Source organism: Klenkia sesuvii (assembly GCF_037083825.1).
GTDB classification, from domain to species: Bacteria; Actinomycetota; Actinomycetes; order Mycobacteriales; family Geodermatophilaceae; genus Klenkia; species Klenkia sesuvii.
The window spans coordinates 1-15106 of record NZ_JBAPLU010000024.1; the positions used below are offsets into that span (position 1 = coordinate 1).

19 protein-coding genes are annotated in these 15106 nt (G+C 72.6%); 4 read left to right on the forward strand and 15 right to left on the reverse strand.

What is annotated here, in order from left to right; translation table 11 throughout:
* Nucleotides 1-148: 148 nt before the first annotated feature.
* The 6 genes from TEK04_RS18200 to TEK04_RS18225 form a co-directional block, all read right to left on the reverse strand.
* Nucleotides 149-640: a DUF4411 family protein gene (locus tag TEK04_RS18200; protein ID WP_336405772.1), complete on the reverse strand. Its 492-nt coding sequence runs from the start codon at nt 638-640 to the stop codon at nt 149-151.
* Nucleotides 637-1725 carry an ImmA/IrrE family metallo-endopeptidase gene (locus tag TEK04_RS18205; RefSeq protein ID WP_336405773.1) on the reverse strand — a complete coding sequence of 363 codons (1089 nt, stop codon included), beginning with the start codon at nt 1723-1725 and terminating at the stop codon, nt 637-639. The genes TEK04_RS18200 and TEK04_RS18205 overlap by 4 nt, the downstream gene beginning before the upstream one ends.
* A 269-nt stretch (nt 1726-1994) precedes the next feature.
* Nucleotides 1995-2537 (reverse strand): gamma carbonic anhydrase family protein, encoded by a 543-nt coding sequence (locus TEK04_RS18210; RefSeq protein WP_336405774.1) that lies wholly within the window; start codon nt 2535-2537, stop codon nt 1995-1997.
* Between the two features lie 24 nt (nt 2538-2561).
* Nucleotides 2562-2951: an RNA polymerase-binding protein RbpA gene (locus tag TEK04_RS18215; protein ID WP_336405775.1), complete on the reverse strand. Its 390-nt coding sequence runs from the start codon at nt 2949-2951 to the stop codon at nt 2562-2564.
* Nucleotides 2952-3033: 82 nt separating this feature from the next.
* Nucleotides 3034-3312: a hypothetical protein gene (locus TEK04_RS18220; protein WP_336405776.1), complete on the reverse strand. Its 279-nt coding sequence runs from the start codon at nt 3310-3312 to the stop codon at nt 3034-3036.
* 66 nt (nt 3313-3378) lie between these two features.
* Complete coding sequence (locus TEK04_RS18225) at nt 3379-4344, reverse strand: EamA family transporter (protein ID WP_336405777.1); 966 nt, start codon at nt 4342-4344, stop codon at nt 3379-3381.
* 80 nt (nt 4345-4424) lie between these two features.
* Here TEK04_RS18225 and TEK04_RS18230 point away from each other — a divergent pair, with 80 nt between their 5' ends.
* Entirely contained in the window at nt 4425-4979 is a 555-nt protein-coding gene (locus TEK04_RS18230; protein ID WP_336405778.1) for a CGNR zinc finger domain-containing protein, read from the forward strand.
* Here the strand turns inward: TEK04_RS18230 and TEK04_RS18235 are convergent.
* The 4 genes from TEK04_RS18235 to TEK04_RS18250 are packed head-to-tail and all read right to left on the reverse strand — an operon-like array spanning nt 4946 to nt 7577.
* Entirely contained in the window at nt 4946-5314 is a 369-nt protein-coding gene (locus TEK04_RS18235) for an ArsR/SmtB family transcription factor (RefSeq protein ID WP_336405779.1), read from the reverse strand. The genes TEK04_RS18230 and TEK04_RS18235 overlap by 34 nt on opposite strands.
* Entirely contained in the window at nt 5315-5953 is a 639-nt protein-coding gene (locus tag TEK04_RS18240; protein ID WP_336405780.1) for an SRPBCC family protein, read from the reverse strand.
* Nucleotides 5954-5992: 39 nt separating this feature from the next.
* On the reverse strand, nt 5993-6865 hold the full coding sequence (locus TEK04_RS18245; protein ID WP_336405781.1) for an NAD(P)H-hydrate dehydratase: 873 nt from the start codon (nt 6863-6865) through the stop codon (nt 5993-5995).
* The gene (locus TEK04_RS18250) at nt 6849-7577 is read right to left on the reverse strand and encodes a histidine phosphatase family protein (protein WP_336405782.1); all 729 of its coding nucleotides are present in this window, start codon (nt 7575-7577) and stop codon (nt 6849-6851) included. Before TEK04_RS18250 ends, TEK04_RS18245 begins: the two co-directional genes overlap by 17 nt.
* 46 nt (nt 7578-7623) lie before the next feature.
* Here TEK04_RS18250 and TEK04_RS18255 point away from each other — a divergent pair, with 46 nt between their 5' ends.
* Complete coding sequence (locus TEK04_RS18255) at nt 7624-8193, forward strand: YdeI/OmpD-associated family protein (protein WP_336405783.1); 570 nt, start codon at nt 7624-7626, stop codon at nt 8191-8193.
* Between the two features lie 96 nt (nt 8194-8289).
* Nucleotides 8290-9678, forward strand: a complete 1389-nt coding sequence (locus tag TEK04_RS18260; protein ID WP_336405784.1) for an aspartate aminotransferase family protein — start codon at nt 8290-8292, stop codon at nt 9676-9678.
* A gap of 104 nt (nt 9679-9782) precedes the next feature.
* Here the strand turns inward: TEK04_RS18260 and TEK04_RS18265 are convergent, their stop codons facing one another.
* Together TEK04_RS18265 and TEK04_RS18270 are read right to left on the reverse strand one after the other, a co-directional pair.
* Nucleotides 9783-10202: a universal stress protein gene (locus tag TEK04_RS18265; RefSeq protein WP_336405785.1), complete on the reverse strand. Its 420-nt coding sequence runs from the start codon at nt 10200-10202 to the stop codon at nt 9783-9785.
* A gap of 28 nt (nt 10203-10230) precedes the next feature.
* The gene (locus TEK04_RS18270) at nt 10231-11748 is read right to left on the reverse strand and encodes an APC family permease (RefSeq protein WP_336405786.1); all 1518 of its coding nucleotides are present in this window, start codon (nt 11746-11748) and stop codon (nt 10231-10233) included.
* A gap of 156 nt (nt 11749-11904) precedes the next feature.
* Here TEK04_RS18270 and TEK04_RS18275 point away from each other — a divergent pair, with 156 nt between their 5' ends.
* Entirely contained in the window at nt 11905-13116 is a 1212-nt protein-coding gene (locus tag TEK04_RS18275; protein WP_336405787.1) for a saccharopine dehydrogenase family protein, read from the forward strand.
* A gap of 26 nt (nt 13117-13142) precedes the next feature.
* Here the strand turns inward: TEK04_RS18275 and TEK04_RS18280 are convergent, their stop codons facing one another.
* The 3 genes from TEK04_RS18280 to TEK04_RS18290 all read right to left on the reverse strand — a co-directional run bounded on the left by TEK04_RS18280 (nt 13143) and on the right by TEK04_RS18290 (nt 14967).
* Nucleotides 13143-14189: a C40 family peptidase gene (locus tag TEK04_RS18280; protein WP_336405788.1), complete on the reverse strand. Its 1047-nt coding sequence runs from the start codon at nt 14187-14189 to the stop codon at nt 13143-13145.
* Between the two features lie 215 nt (nt 14190-14404).
* Nucleotides 14405-14767, reverse strand: a complete 363-nt coding sequence (locus TEK04_RS18285; RefSeq protein ID WP_336405789.1) for a type II toxin-antitoxin system death-on-curing family toxin — start codon at nt 14765-14767, stop codon at nt 14405-14407.
* Entirely contained in the window at nt 14755-14967 is a 213-nt protein-coding gene (locus TEK04_RS18290) for a hypothetical protein (protein ID WP_336405790.1), read from the reverse strand. Before TEK04_RS18290 ends, TEK04_RS18285 begins: the two co-directional genes overlap by 13 nt.
* Nucleotides 14968-15106: the final 139 nt, after the last annotated feature.

A 15106-nucleotide genomic window follows, 5' to 3' on the forward strand; every position in this document is an offset into this window, starting at 1 on the left:
GTGGACCCGGCGCCCACCCGAACGACATCGGGCGAACCGTCACACCCCGATGCGATCCTCACGCCCACGCGGGGCCAGAACCCCGACGACAAACACACGGGACAAGATCACGAAAGTTCGAGGCTAGCCCATTGGGTCAAGGCTTCGCCTACGGCAGGACAAATCGAGCGTTGAGGACGCGGAGGAGCTGCCAGGGGGTCGTGTAACTCACCCCAAGGCCATTGCAAACGTCAGGGATCTTGATGCGCTTCTTGACGAAGGGGTCTGGGGTTTCCCGGGTGACGACGGTAAACCCATGAGCGTGCGCCTGCGCAACGAGGTACAGATCGCCGGAAGCCAGGAACTCCGCCTGAGCAGCAGAGGTGAAGCGCGGCTGCGCTTTCGCCCACTGGGCCGCCTGCTGCAAGCTCGGGAATGTGCTCGCGTCCACGTCCAAGAAGAAGCTTTCAGGCAAGGTCGCGGCCCACGCCGACAGCTCATCTTGGTGCACAGCGAGTTCGTCAGCGATCTTCGCAACCGAGTACACGACGCCTGCTTCATGCGATCGCTCAATCCATTGCCAGAAGCCTGGCGCAAAGTCCATGCCGTAGTGGGCGTTCTTCGCCTCGATGAAGATGTTGGCGTCGAGCAGGTAGGTCACGTGACGCCCAAGTGCTCGCCGAACTTCACGAACGTCTCATGCCTACGGATACCCAGCAGGCGGTAAGCGTCTCGGTAGAGAGTCCCACCCTCGAGCGTCTGCGAGATAACAGCCTGCGCAAAACGGCGGCTTACTCGATATGGCTGGGTGTAGTAGAAGTTGCCTCCACCCTCGTCCTCACGACGCTCAGCCCTCGCCAGGACACGCGCCAACTCCTCCCTGTAGTGCGCGCGATAAGTGCCCCAGTCTCCAGCAATGAGTCCACGATCGAATAGACGGCGTAGCACCACCAAGGTGCTGACCTTGTACCTACGAGCCAACCGGTCCAGATCGCCAGCCATAGTGGGCCCACTCAGATGGTCCGGGAGGGACTCGAGGGGAACGAGAAACTCGGCTGCGACCTCATTGCACCAGCGCTCGGATGGGTTGACAGCAGGCGCATCGAGTTCTGGGGTGGATACGGCGGACTGGCCAGCCCAGAGATGAGCTAGTTCGTGGGCGAGGGTGAAGATCTGAGCAGCCTTGGTGTCCGCCCCGTTCACGAAGACAAGCGGCGCCAAGGTGTCAGCCAGCGCAAAACCGCGAAACTCCTGAGGATCCAACTTTCTGTGAGTGTTGGAACCCACGATGCCCGTCACGACGACGAGCACTCCAACTCGCTCCGCAGCTTCGATAAGCCCTCGCAGGGCGTCGGTCCAGGTCGGAAAAGTTGCGCGTTGCTCGAGATCGAAGCCCAAGTGCTCTCGCATCTGCGAAGCAACCTTGCCTGGCGACGCTTGAAGACTTGCCGACCCGAGGAACGCCGGCGGGTTGACCTCGTTGACTGCCAAATAGTTCCGATACCAGTCTTGACGCTGCTCGGACTGGTAAATGGACTCAAGCAGGTCGGGACTCGGCCGACCTACGGCCTCATCGCGGATCGTGCGGAAGTCAGGTACCGGAAGCGGCTCGTCCGGCGGCTCCTGCAGGAAGAAGTATCCAATGGGCGTGTGGGTGCGAGAGGCAAAGCTCTCGAGCTGCTTGAACGTTGGCAGCTTGTCCCCGGCCTCCCAGTCCCCCAGTTTTGGGAACGCCTTCTCGAGCACGTCGGCATCCAGTCGAGACCGCTCTCGGGCCCAGGTGAGCATGGATGGGGCAACGTTGACGCGAGTACTCAACGGTCCCCCTCCCGAGCTGTCCAAGGCCAGGACGAGCAATCGCAGTCAGGCCGCATGTAGCTCCAGGCTAGTCAGTTCTCGGCAACAGGACTCTCACTGTTGAGCCGGCTCCAGCATCGAACGTGAGATGCTTACGAACATATGTTCGATTGACGTGGTTGGCAAGTCATCTCCGCATCGAGCGTGGTGACTGCTCGTCAGACACGCTCAGAATCGACCGAGCTGAGGGCGCGGTGCTGGTCGAGGCGGTCGGTGTAGCTGACGGCGTTGGCCCGGATGCGCTCGACCGCGGCGTCCCCGAGGTCCTTCACGACCTTCGCGGGCACCCCGGCGACCAGCGAGCCCGGTGGCACCACGGCGTTCTCGGTGACCACCGCGCCGGCGGCGACGATCGATCCCGACCCGATGTGCGCACCGTTCATCACCACCGCGCCCATGCCCACCAGGACGTCGTCGTCCACCCGGGCGCCGTGCAGCACCACGCGGTGGCCCACCGTGACCCGGTCACCGAGCACGAGTGGGAACCCGGGGTCGCTGTGCAGCGTCGAGCCGTCCTGCACGTTGGAGTCGGCGCCGATGGTGATGGACTCGGCGTCGGCACGCACCACCGCGCCGTACCAGACCGACGCCCGGGGCCCCAGGGTCACGTCGCCCACCACGACGGCGGACGGGGCCACGAAGGCGGCGGGGTCGACGGCGGGAACCCGGTCCCCGAGGGCGGCGATCAGCGGTGCAGTCATGCGCACCTGCCTACCGCACCACCGTCAGGCCCGGGTGCGGCGGGCCTTGAGCACCTCGAGCCGCTCGGCCAGCAGCTCGTCGAGGTCGGCGATCTCGCGCCGCTCCAGCAGCATCTCCCACGGGGTCTTGCTGACCCGGGGCGGGCCGGTCTTGCGGGTCCGGCCGCGCGGCGCGTCGCCCTCGTCGGCGGGCGGGGCGACCGGGGTGTCGGGGGTGACCACCAGGGCGGCCGGGCTGCCGTGCCGCGGGCAGGTCCAGGTGGCCGGCGGCACGGCGTCGGCGGCGAAGGTCACCGGGACGTCGTGGCCCTGCTCGCACACGTACACGTGCACGGCGGACTCGGCGAAGACCGCACCACGGACGGTCTCCAGGCTCGTGGCCCCCATCCGGGAACCACGCAGGTTGTCGGGCACGGTGGCCTCCTCGTCGGCGGTGACGTCGTCTGGTCTAGCCCTGCCCGACCAATGTTAAACGCCGCTTACGCACCCGGGGATGTCAGTGGAAGGGACTGGGCACGATGCGCGGGGTGCGCGGCGCGCGGTCGGCCTGGGCGGCCGCCCGGCGGGCGGACACCAGCTGAGACACCCGGTTGCGGGTCACGCCGGCCTCGCGCGCGACGGCGGAGGGGGCGTGCCCGGCCTCGACGGCGTCGACCAGGGCCGCCTCCCAGCGCCGCTGGGCCTCGCGGGCGGCGGACTGGGCGGCCTGACGCTCCGCGTCGGCCACCCGGATCGCCCGGACGGCTGCGTCGACGGTCTCGCGTTCAGCGGTCATCGCTCCACGATAGGCCCCCGACCAGCCCGAACGCGCCGCGAACCACCGAGCGGACCGGTCGGCCCCTCATCCGCGGGTCGGCGCCGGCGACGTGGGCACCGGCTCGACCGCGGCCGCCGGGACGGCGGCCTCCCCCAGTCGCACCAGCACGATGCCGGCCAGCACGACGGCACCGCCGACCAGCTGCACGGCGCCGGGCTGCTGGCCGAGCAGCAACCAGGCGAAGAGCACCGCGAAGAGCACCTCGGTGAGCCCGACGAACGAGCTGGTGCGCGACCCCAGTCGGCGGATCGCGGCGACCCCGCTGGCGTAGGCGAACGCGGCGGCCACGAGTGCGAGGCCCAGCACCGGCACCAGCCAGCCCACGCGCACGCCGGCGAGGTCGACGTCCGCGGCTGTGGTGCGCCACGGCACCACGCCCACCGCCGCGGCCACCCCGAGGGCCAGAGCGCCGGCGCCCAGGCCGCCCCAGGCGCTGACCAACGGCGGCAGGGCGCCGTCGGTGCGCCCGGAGACCACGAAGTACACGGCGAGCCCGACCGCGGCCAGCAGGCCCCAGCACACGCCCACCAGGTCGAGCTCGGCTCCGCTGAGCACGTCGAGCACCAGCACGAGGCCGACCACGGCCACCCCGACCCCGATCGTGGTCGTGCGGCCGGGGCGCTGGGCGTGCCGGACCCACATCCACAGCACCACCAGGACGACGCCGGAGTACTCCAGCAGCAGCGCGACGCCGACCGACAGCCGCCCGATGGCCAGGAAGTAGGCGAGCTGGCAGCCGGCGACGGCGAGCAGGCCGAAGGCCAGCACCGAGCCCACGTTGGCCCGCAGCAGCGACCACCGGCCGCGCAGCTGCAGCAGGGCCGGCACGGTGAGGACGACGGCGGCGAGCCCGACCCGCACCGTGACGGCGGCCGCGGCGCTCCAGCCGGCGTCCAGCAGGCTCGAGGCGAAGACGCCCGAGGTGCCGAAGGCGGCGGCGGAGGCCAGGGCGAGCAGCAGTCCGGTGAGCCCGGTCCGACGATCCAGCACGACGTCCTCCACGCATGAGGTCAGGACCGTTGAGTCGTATACTCCTGACGTGGTGGACCGTAGCAGGCGTCAGGAGCAACATGCACTTCGCCCATGACACCGAGGTCGGGCTGCAGGCCGCCGCCGCACTGGTCAACACCGCCAGCGGGTCGGGGACCGGCACCGAGCTGTTGCCCGACCCCGCCGCGCTCGCCGGGTTCCTCGACCGGTGGGGCTTCACGGGCGACCGCGCCGGCGACGCGGCCGAGCTCGCCGCCGTGCACCGGTTGCGCGCCCGGTTGGGCGAGATGTGGGACGACGACACCGACGCCGTGGTCGCGGTCGTGAACCGGTTGCTGCGCGACGGCGACGCCCAGCCCCAGCTGGTGCGGCACGACGACTGGGGGTGGCACGTGCACGCCACCGAGCCGCACGCGCCGCTGGCCCACCGCATGGCGGTCGAGGCCGCGATGGCGGTCGCCGACCTCGTGCGCGCTGAGGAGCTGGACCGGCTGGGGCGCTGCGAGGCCGAGGGGTGCGGCGCCGCACTGGTGGACCTCACCAAGAACCGCTCACGCCGGTTCTGCGACACCAGCTGCGCCAACCGCACCCACGCCGCCGCCTACCGCGCCCGCCGCGCCGCGTCGGGGGACTGAACCGAGGTACCCCGTGCCCGCGCCCGCCGGCCGCGCGCGACCTCCGTGGCGAGCGCGTCCAGCGGCTGGTCGAAGGGGTCGGTCAGCCGGGCGAGCCAGGCGCGGGCGGCCGCCACCGCCGCGTCGTCCACCGCGTGGAACCGCCGGGTGCCCTCGGCGCGCACCCGCACCAACCCGGCGTCCCGCAGCACGGCCAGGTGCTGGGAGACCGCGGGCTGGGAGATGCGCCCCAGCGCGGCGACCAGCTCCCCGACGGTGCGCTCGGTGCCGGCCAGCAGCTCCAGGATCCGCCGGCGGGTGGGGTCACCGAGGGCGTCGAAGGGGTCGGTCGTCACTCAGCCGGTGGTCGTGCCGGTGTAGAACGCCGTGGTCTGCGCGGCGGCGGCCCCGGCCGCGGCGGGGTCGTCGCCGTCCGCGGCCGCGGCGTCGGCCCACCCCTGCGCGCTGGCGCCGACGAAGGCGCGCCCCTCGGGGGTGGTGGCGAAGGCCAGGCCCTCCTCGGGGTCCACGGGTGAGCCGGTGTCGACGTGCAGCCCGAGCCCCATGAGCCCGAGGTCCCAGCCGACCCCGACCGCACCCGGGCCGTAGGTGTCCCACATCTGCGGGTCCAGCGGCGCCTCGTGCACCAGCTCGAGGTCAGTGCCGCCGTCGGCCTCGGCGAGGGAGACGGTCAGCCAGGAGACCATCGGGCCCATCTCCCAGGTGACGGCGAAGGACTCGGGGGCGCTGCAGCGCTCGACGACGCCGCCGGCGTTGCCCTGCAGCTGGTAGCGGCCACCCTCGCGCAGGTCGCCGGTGACCGGCAGGAACCACCGCGGGATGCGCTCCGGGTCGGTCACGGCCTGCCAGAGGTCGGCGCGGTCGGTGCGGTAGCGGCGCCGGGCGACGACCAGCCGGGTGGTGGCGCCGTCCCGGGAGCCGGTGCGCACCTCCCGGACCACGAGACCAGCGGTGGCGACGGGGTCAGCAATCATAAGCAGCAGCTTATGGAGTGACCACGACGGGCACAAGACCTACAGGTCCACCTCGCTGAGCACCCGGGGGAGCTCGGGCGGGAGCTCGCGGGCCAGGAAACCGAGTCGCCCGACCTGCGCGGCCAGCCGCTCCCCCGCGCGGCCGTGCAGGTGGGCAGCCCACACCGCGGCCTGGGCCGGCTCCGCCCCGCGGGCGAGCAGCCCGGCGACGACGCCGGCGCGCACGTCACCGGAGCCGGAGACCCCCAGGCCGGCACCGCCGCTCTCGTCGCGCCAGAGGCGGCCGTCGGGGGCGGCCACCCAGCTGGTCGCCCCGCCGAGGGCCACCACCGCCTGCGACCGGTCGGCCATCTCGAGCGCTCCGGCCGCGGCGTCCTCGACGTCGTCGACGTGCAGGCCGAACGCCAGCTCCGTCGGGTTGGGCGTCAGCACCACGCGCCCGTCCAGGTGGTGCAGGCAGGCGGGGTCGGCCGTGACGGCGGCCAGGCCGAGCGCGTCGAGGGCGAGCGGGCCGTGCAGCTCGGGCAGCAGGCGCTCCACCAGCTCGCGGGTCTGCGCCTCGTCGACCATGCCCGGGCCGACGAGCACGGCGGCCGCGCTCTGCGCCAGGTCGAGCACCCGGTCGGCCGCGTCGGCCCGCACCGCGCCCGCCTCGGTCTCGGCCAGGCCGCGGACCAGGGCCTCGGGCAGGGCGGACGAGGTCACCGGCGCCAGGCTCCGCGGGACGGCGACCTGCAGCTTGCCCGCCCCCGACCGCAGCGCGGCCTCCGCGGCGAGCAGCACCGCCCCCAGGGTCTCGGTGCTCCCGCCGACCACGAGCACCGACCCGCGGGCGTCCTTGCCGCCGGCGGGTTCGGGCAGGCGCCAGCCGCGGAGCAGCTGCGGGGTGACGAGGTCAGGGGTGCGCGACATCGGGCTCCTCGGTGACGGCGACGTCCGCCAGGTGCTCGACGGCGTTGAACTCCTGCAGCTCCCACCCCGCGCCGGCGGCGCGGTAGCGGGTGAGGGAGGCGTTGGCGACCTGCTCGCGGCGGTCGACCTCGAGCAGCTCCTGCTCGCCCAGCTCCTCGAGCACGTAGCGGAGGACCATGACCACGGCCTGGTGGCTGACCACGAGCAGCCGCTCGCCGTCGTGCCGCAGCGCCTCGGTGGCCAGCACGCTGCGCACCCGCAGGGCGACGTCGGCCCAGCTCTCCCCACCCGGCGGCCGGTACCAGAACTTGCCCAGCAGCTGACGCCGCTCGGCCTCCTCGGGGTAGCGCTCCCGGATGCCGTGTGCGGTCATGCCGTCGAACGCGCCGAAGTCGCGCTCGCGCAGCCGCTCGTCGAACCGCACCGGGAGGTCCAGGGGTGCCGCCGCGCGGCGGGCGGTGTCGGCGGCCCGGGTGTACGGCGAGGCCAGCACGGCGGTCGGCCGCTCCGGCAGGCCCGCCAGGTGGCGGCCCAGGGCGTCGGCCTGCCGCTCACCGGTGGTCGACAAGGGCACGTCGGGGTCGCGGACGTCGAGGTCGAGCCGTTCGACGCCGAGCTCGTGCGCGCGGGCGTCAGCCACGTTGCCCTGGCTCTCCCCGTGCCGCACCAGCCACAGTTGCTCCGGGCCAGGGGGTCGTCGCGTCACCCACACCCCCTGACCGCCCGAGGTGGTTCCGAAACGCTGGGAGGGTGTCGTGGTGGAACGGGAGTTCGAGGTGCGGTCCTTCGCCGACGGCGCGGAGCTCGACGCCTGGTTGGCCGAGCACGGCGCGACGGCACCGGGTCTCTACGTGCGGCTGGCCAAGAAGGGGGCCGGGTTCCCGTCGGTCACCTGGGAGCAGCTGGTCGAGGGGCTGCTCTGCCACGGCTGGATCGACGGCCGGGCCAACCGGCTCGACGACGAGAGCTACACCGTGCGGGTCACCCCCCGCCGGCCACGCAGCATCTGGTCGGCCAAGAACGTGGCCACCGTCGCCCGACTGGTCGCCGACGGCCGGATGCGCCCGGCCGGCCTGGCCCAGGTCGAGGCCGCGCAGGCCGACGGCCGGTGGGCGGCCGCCTACCCCGGGTCGGCGAGCATGCCGGTGCCCGAGGACCTGCTGGCGGCGTTGTCGGCCACCCCCACCGCCCGGGCGGCCTTCGACGCACTCGACGCGTCGGGCCGGTACGCCGTGCTGCACTGGGTGCACACCAAGCGCACGGCGACCGGGCGAGCGGCCGCCATCGCCGACCTGGTGCGGCGGCTCGCCGCCGGTGACCGTCGCTGACGCGACGGTCTCGCTTTCTGCTACGCCCTCTGGCTACGCTCCCCGATGTCGAACCGTCGCCGGACGACGGAATCCGCAGTCGCAGGGGGTACCGCCATGACCACCACCGAGCAGCCGGTCACCGAGCCCGGGCACTACGGCCCGGCCGACGTCGACAACCTCTGGCTGCACTTCTCCCGGATGGGCGGGTACGCCCAGCAGGCGCCGCCGGTCATCGTGAAGGGCGAAGGCTGCTACATCTGGGACGACCGCGGCCGCAGGTACCTCGACGGGCTGGCCGGGCTGTTCGTCGTCCAGGCCGGGCACGGCCGGCGCGAGCTCGCCCAGGCCGCGGCGAAGCAGGCCGAGCAGCTGGCGTTCTTCCCGATCTGGTCCTACGCCCACCCCTCGGCCATCGAGCTGTCGCAGCGGCTGGCCGCCGCGGCACCGGGCGACCTCAACCGGGTCTTCTTCACCACCGGCGGCGGCGAGGCCGTCGAGACCGCGTGGAAGGCGGCCAAGCAGTACTTCAAGCTGATCGGCAAGCCGGCCAAGCACAAGGTGATCAGCCGGGCCATCGCCTACCACGGCACCACCCAGGGGGCGCTGTCGATCACCGGGCTGCCGGCGCTCAAGCAGGACTTCGAGCCGCTGGTGCCCGGTGCGTTCCGCGCGCCCAACACCAACATCTACCGGGCGCCGTACTTCGGCGACGACCCGAAGGCCTTCGGCCAGTGGGCCGCCGACCAGATCGAGCAGGCCATCCTGTTCGAGGGCCCGGACACGGTGGCCGCGGTCTTCCTGGAGCCGGTGCAGAACGCCGGCGGCTGCTTCCCGCCCCCGCCCGGCTACTTCGACCGGGTGCGCGAGATCTGCGACCGGCACGACGTGCTGCTGGTGTCCGACGAGGTCATCTGCGCCTTCGGCCGGCTGGGCACCACGTTCGCCTGCGAGAAGTTCGGCTACGTGCCCGACATGATCACCTGCGCCAAGGGCATGACGTCGGGCTACTCACCCATCGGCGCGATGATCGCCAGCGACAAGGTGATGGAGCCCTTCCTGCGTCCCGGCGTCACCTTCCCGCACGGCTACACCTTCGGCGGGCACCCCGTGTCGGCCGCCGTCGGCCTGGCCAACCTGGACGTCTTCGAGCGCGAGGGCCTCAACCAGCACGTGCTGGATACCGAGCACGACTTCCGCCGCACCCTGGAGAAGCTGCACGACCTGCCCATCGTGGGTGACGTCCGTGGCGACGGGTTCTTCTACGGCATCGAGCTGGTCAAGGACAAGGCCACCAAGGAGACCTTCGACGACGTCGAGAGCGAGCGGCTGCTGCGCGGCTTCCTGTCCGGGGCCCTGTTCGACGCGGGGCTGTACTGCCGCGCCGACGACCGCGGCGACCCCGTCGTCCAGCTCGCCCCGCCGCTGACCGCCGGCCAGGCCGAGTTCGACCTCATCGAGCAGACCCTGCGCAGCGTCCTGACCGAGGCCTGGGCCCGCCTGTAGGGCCTCCTCCTCCACCGGGGTCCGTCCTCGGCCACCAGATCTCGTGGCGGAGGACGGATCTCGACCAGGGGCCCTGATCGATGCTGCGCGGGGGCGGCAGCGCGCTACTCCCGCTCCGCGGGGACGCAGAGCACCGGTCGGTCGGACAGGTGCAGCAGCTTGTGCGACACCGACCCGAGCACCGCGCCGCGCAGCGGGGTCTCCCCCCAGGTGCCCACCACGATGACCCGGGCGTCGTGCCGGGCGGCGGCGTCCAGCAGGGCGTCGACCGGCTTGGCGGGCAGCACCTCGACCACGGTGCGCACCCCGGCCGCGTCGGCCGCCTCCACGGCGTGGGCGACCGCCGTCCCGCCGATCTCGGCGAGGGCGCGGGCGTGGGCGCCGGACTCCTCGCCCACGGTCCCGGGCGGCGCGGCGCCGAACACGAGGACCAGCGGCTCGTCCAGCCGCCCGGCGAGGTCCACGGCCAGCGCGAGCGCCCGGCGGGCGCCGGGGGACTCGTCGTAGCCCAGCACGATGCTCATCGGTCGGTCCCTCCTGCGCGGGTCGGGGTCACGGGGCGGGGTCCTCGACGGCGCCGGCGGTGCGCCCGGCGTCGATGTCGGCCTGCAACCGGTCGGCCGTGGTGGCCTTCTCGGCCCAGAACCGGGCGTCGGTGAACCGCCACACCACCATGAAGACCACGCCGACCAGGAAGATGCCGATGCCGATGACCAGCGGCGGCCCGACCCCGAACCACGAGACGCCGCTGTAGGAGTTGGCCGGGTCGGCCAGGTCGCCGATGGACTCCACCAGCAGCCAGAGCAGCAGCAGCGACCCGATGACCGGCCCGACACCGATGAGCAGGAAGTCCTTGGCGCTGCGGGTGAGCTGGCGCCGGTGGAACACCGCGCAGGCGATGCCGGTGAGGGAGTAGTAGAAGGCGATCAGCAGCGACAGCGCCGTGAGGGAGTCGAACAGCGCGTTCTCGCTGATCGCGTTGACCACCAGGTACCAGGCGATGGCGATCACCGCGACCGTCCAGGTGGAGACGTCCGGCGTGCGGAACCGCGGGTGCACGCGGCCCAGCCCGGCCGGCATCGCGTGCCGCCGGGCCATGGACAGCCCGGTGCGGGAGGCCGGCAGGATGGTGGTCTGGGTGGAGGCGATCGCCGAGGTCGACACGGCGAGCAGGAGCACCCAGTCCCAGGGACCCATGACCTCGGTGGCGAGGGTGTAGAAGATCGTCTCCTCCTCGCCCGAGCGGTCGGCGAGGAAGGCCGGGCCGAAGAAGCTCAGGATGGCGAAGGTGCAGCCCAGGTAGGTGATGAGCAGCACCACCGTCGAGACGATCGCCGCCTTGCCGGGGGTGGACTCGGCGTCCTGGGTCTCCTCGGTGAGGTTGACCGCGGACTCCCAGCCCCAGTAGATGAAGACCCCCAGCAGCAGGCCGCCGGTGAGCGCCGCGCCACCGGCCCCGAAGGGGTTGAGCCAGGACAGCTCGGGGGTGAGGTTGCCGCCGTCGGCGCCGTTGCCCCGCAGCCCGGCCACCAGCGCGATGCCGGCGAACACCAGCAGCGCCCCGACCTGCGCGATGATCAGCGCGTTCTGCAGCTTGGCGCTGATCTCGGTGCCCAGCACGCAGATCGCCGTCATCGCGAGGATGAGCAGCACCGTCAGCGTGCGCACCGCGAACGTGTTCTCGGCGACCGCGTCCAGCTGCAGCGCGTACAGCCCGAACCGGACGCCGACGTCGGCCAGCGAGCCGATGACCAGGACGCCGGTCATGGCGATCGCCCAGCCACCGATCCACCCCATCCAGGGGCCCATGGCGCGGGTGACCCAGGAGAACGTCGTCCCGCAGTCCTGGTCGGCCTTGTTCAGGTAGTAGAAGGCCGAGGCGATGAGCAGCATGGGCACGAAGGAGGCCAGGAAGACCCCGGGGGCGTAGACGCCCACCAGGGCCACCACGGCGCCGACGACGGCGGCCAGCGAGTACGCCGGCGAGGTGGAGGCCAGCCCGATCACCAGGGCGTCGACGAAGCCGATCGCCCCCTGCTTGAGCTGTGGCTGCGCGGTCGACTCGCTCACGTCGCCTCTTCCAGGGCTGTCATGCCACGGTTATCGCAGGTCGGCGGGCCATCCACAAGGGTTTCGACGGTTAAGAGTTCGTACCGCGACGGATGCCGTCGCGGATCGGGCAGTCGTCCCCTAGGCTCCGGCCACCCTCACCGAGAGAAGGACAGCATGCGCATCCTCCTGGTCGGCGCCGGCGGCGTCGGCAGCGCGTTCGCCGCGATCGCCGCCCGCCGGTCGTTCCCCGAGGCCGTGGTCGTCGCCGACTACGACGCCGACCGGGCCGCGGCCACCGCCGCCGCGGTCGACGACGAGCGGGTGGTGTCGGCCGGCGCCGTCGACGCCGGGGACCCCGACGCGGTGCAGGCGCTGCTGGCCGACCACCGCTGCGACGTGCTGATGAACGCCGTCGACCCGCGGTTCGTCATGCCGCTGTTCCGGGCCGCCCTGGCCGCCGGGGTCACCTACGTGGACATGGCGATGTCGTTGTCGCGCCCGCACCCGGAGCACCCGTACGAGCAGACCGGCGTGAAGCTCGGTGACGAGCAGTTCGAGCTGGCCGGCGAGTGGGAGGCCGCCGGCCAGCTGGCGCTGGTGGGCATGGGCGTGGAGCCCGGCCTCTCCGACGTGTTCGCCCGCTACGCCGCCGACCACCTCTTCTCCTCCATCGATGAGCTGGGCGTGCGCGACGGGGCGAACCTGGAGGTCAGCGGGTACGACTTCGCGCCGTCGTTCAGCATCTGGACGACCATCGAGGAGTGCCTGAACCCGCCGGTGGTCTACGAGCGTGAGCGCGGGTTCTTCACCACCCCGCCGTTCAGCGAGCCCGAGGTGTTCGAGTTCCCCGACGGCATCGGTCCGGTGGAGTGCGTCAACGTCGAGCACGAGGAGGTGCTCCTCATGCCGCGCTGGGTGGACGCCGGGCGGGTCACCTTCAAGTACGGCCTGGGCACCGAGTTCATCGACGTCCTCAAGGCCCTGCACAAGGTCGGCCTGGACCGCACCGACCCGGTGACCGTGAAGGGCGTCGAGGTGTCCCCGCGCGACGTCGTCGCCGCCTGCCTGCCCGACCCGGCCCGGCTGGGCGACCGGATGACCGGCAAGACCTGCGCCGGCCTGTGGGTGAGCGGCACCGGCACGGACGGCCAGCCCCGCCAGGTGTACCTCTACCACGTGGTCGACAACGAGTGGTCGATGCGTGAGTACGGCCACCAGGCGGTGGTGTGGCAGACCGCCGTGCACCCGGTGGTCGCCCTGGAGCTGGTGGCCGCAGGCACCTGGAGCGGCGCCGGCGTCCTGGGCCCGGAGGCCTTCGACAGCCAGCCCTTCCTCGACCTGCTCACCGAGTACGGCTCGCCCTGGGGCATGCGCGAGGGCGGCTGAGCCTCCCGCCGGGCGCTCCGACCGGGTCAGGCGACGCGACGGGCGCCCGCGTACCCGCGCTGGTCGACGCTGGTGACCGCGACCGGGCGCCCGCTGACGCTGGCGTGCACCATCTGGCCGTTGCCGATGTACAGGCCGACGTGGCTGACCGGTGAGTAGTAGAAGACCAGGTCCCCGGGCTGCAGGTCGGCCCGGGAGACGGGGGCGCCCAGGCCGCTCTGTGCCCGGCTGGAGTGCGGCAGCGAGATGCCCGCCGCGGCGTAGGCGAACTGGGTGAGGCCCGAGCAGTCGAAGCCGTCGGGTCCGTCGGCGCCCACGACGTAGGGCTTGCCGACCTGGGCGAGCGCGGTCTGGATGGCGGTGGCCGCCGCCTCGGACGGTGCGGCGGCCGGGGCGGCGGACGCGGCGTCTGCCATCGAGGCGGCGGACAGCTCGGGGCCCCCCACGGCGGTGGTCACCGCCTCGCGCTGCGGGGCGGCCAGCCGGGCGTAGTCGGCCTGGTAGGCCGCCAGCTGGGTCTGCAGCTCGGCCTGCTGGGTCTGCAGGGCCGACAGGGACGCCGTCGCGTCGGCCTGGGCCTGGTCGGCGGTGGCGCGGGCGGCGGCCGCGGCCTGCTGGGCGGCCGTGAGCTGGCCGAGCACCGCGTCGGTGTGGCTCGTGAGCTGGTTGATCGTCGACCAGCGCGCGAGCATCTCGTCGGCCGAGCCGCTGGTCAGCACGGTCTCCAGCCCCGAGGGCACGCCGTCGACGAACCCGCTGACCACGATCGCGTGCACCTGCGGCTGGAGCGCAGCGACCTGGGCGTCGGCCGCGTCGGCCGCACGGCCGGCGTCGTCCGCCGTGGCCTGCAGACCGGCCAGCGCGAGCTCGGCGTCGTTGACCTGCTCGCCGAGCGCCTCGATCTGGCGGGCGGTGTCCGCGACCGCCTGCGCGGCCTCGGCGGCGGTGGCCGGCTCGGCCGGGGTGTCCGGCTCGGCCGAGGCCGGGACGACGGCGAGGGTGAGCAGCACCCCGGTGACGGCGGCCGGGACGGCGACCCTGGCCCAGTGACGGGCGGTCGAGCGCGGTGTCATGGGAACCCTCCGGTGCCGCTCGTGCGCCTGGGAAGGGGCGCCACCACCGAGCGGGTCGACACGCAACGTAACGACGCGCTTGCTTGTCGCCAGGGACATGCCCCATGCGTGTCCGTCCCACCCGCACCACCTGTCACATCCGGTGGTCGACCGCGGTGGGCTCCGTCCAGCACCCGGTCCCGTGGCCAGCCAGGACCGCCGGTCCGCGTCCACCGTCAGCCCCGCAGCGCCGCCGCGATCTCCTCCACCGACTCGACGCGGCCGGTCACGATGTCGGTGACCAGGTCCACGGCGGCGTCCGGCGCGATGCCGGCCGGCTCGCCCAGCAGGCCCAGCAGCGCCAGCGCGGCAGCCAGGGCGAAGGGCCGGTTGCCGCTGTCCAGCGGGCCGGTCAGGGCCAGCGACTGCAGCAGCGCCGCAGCCTTCTCGACGGGTGCCGGGTAGACGTCGACGCCGTCGCTCACCGCCGACACCCGGGCGACGGCGGCGACCAGCAGCCCGGGGTCGCGGACCACGACGTCGGGGCCCACCACGCGGACGGCGACCTGCAGGAGGTCCTCCAGGGTCAGTCCGTCCACCGCGACAACCCGTCGATCGCCGCCGCGTAGCGCACCAGCTCGACGTCGAGCACGAGGTCCAGCGGGGTGGACCGGGCATGCCGCACCACGTACTCCTCGACCGCCCGTTTGGCGACGTCCTGCATCGACGCGCCCTCCACCCGGGCCTGCGCGCGCAGCGCCTCCGTCTGCGCCGCCGACAACCGCAGCGTCATGGCCATGCGGTCCACCTCCCGGTCGCCCGGACCACCCCGTCGGTGATACCACGCGTGGTGTCGTGGGTCACACGCCCGCGGTTGTCTCGCACGCTGGGTGATCGGGACGGTACGGTCCGTCCATCCCCGGACGGCGACACGCCGA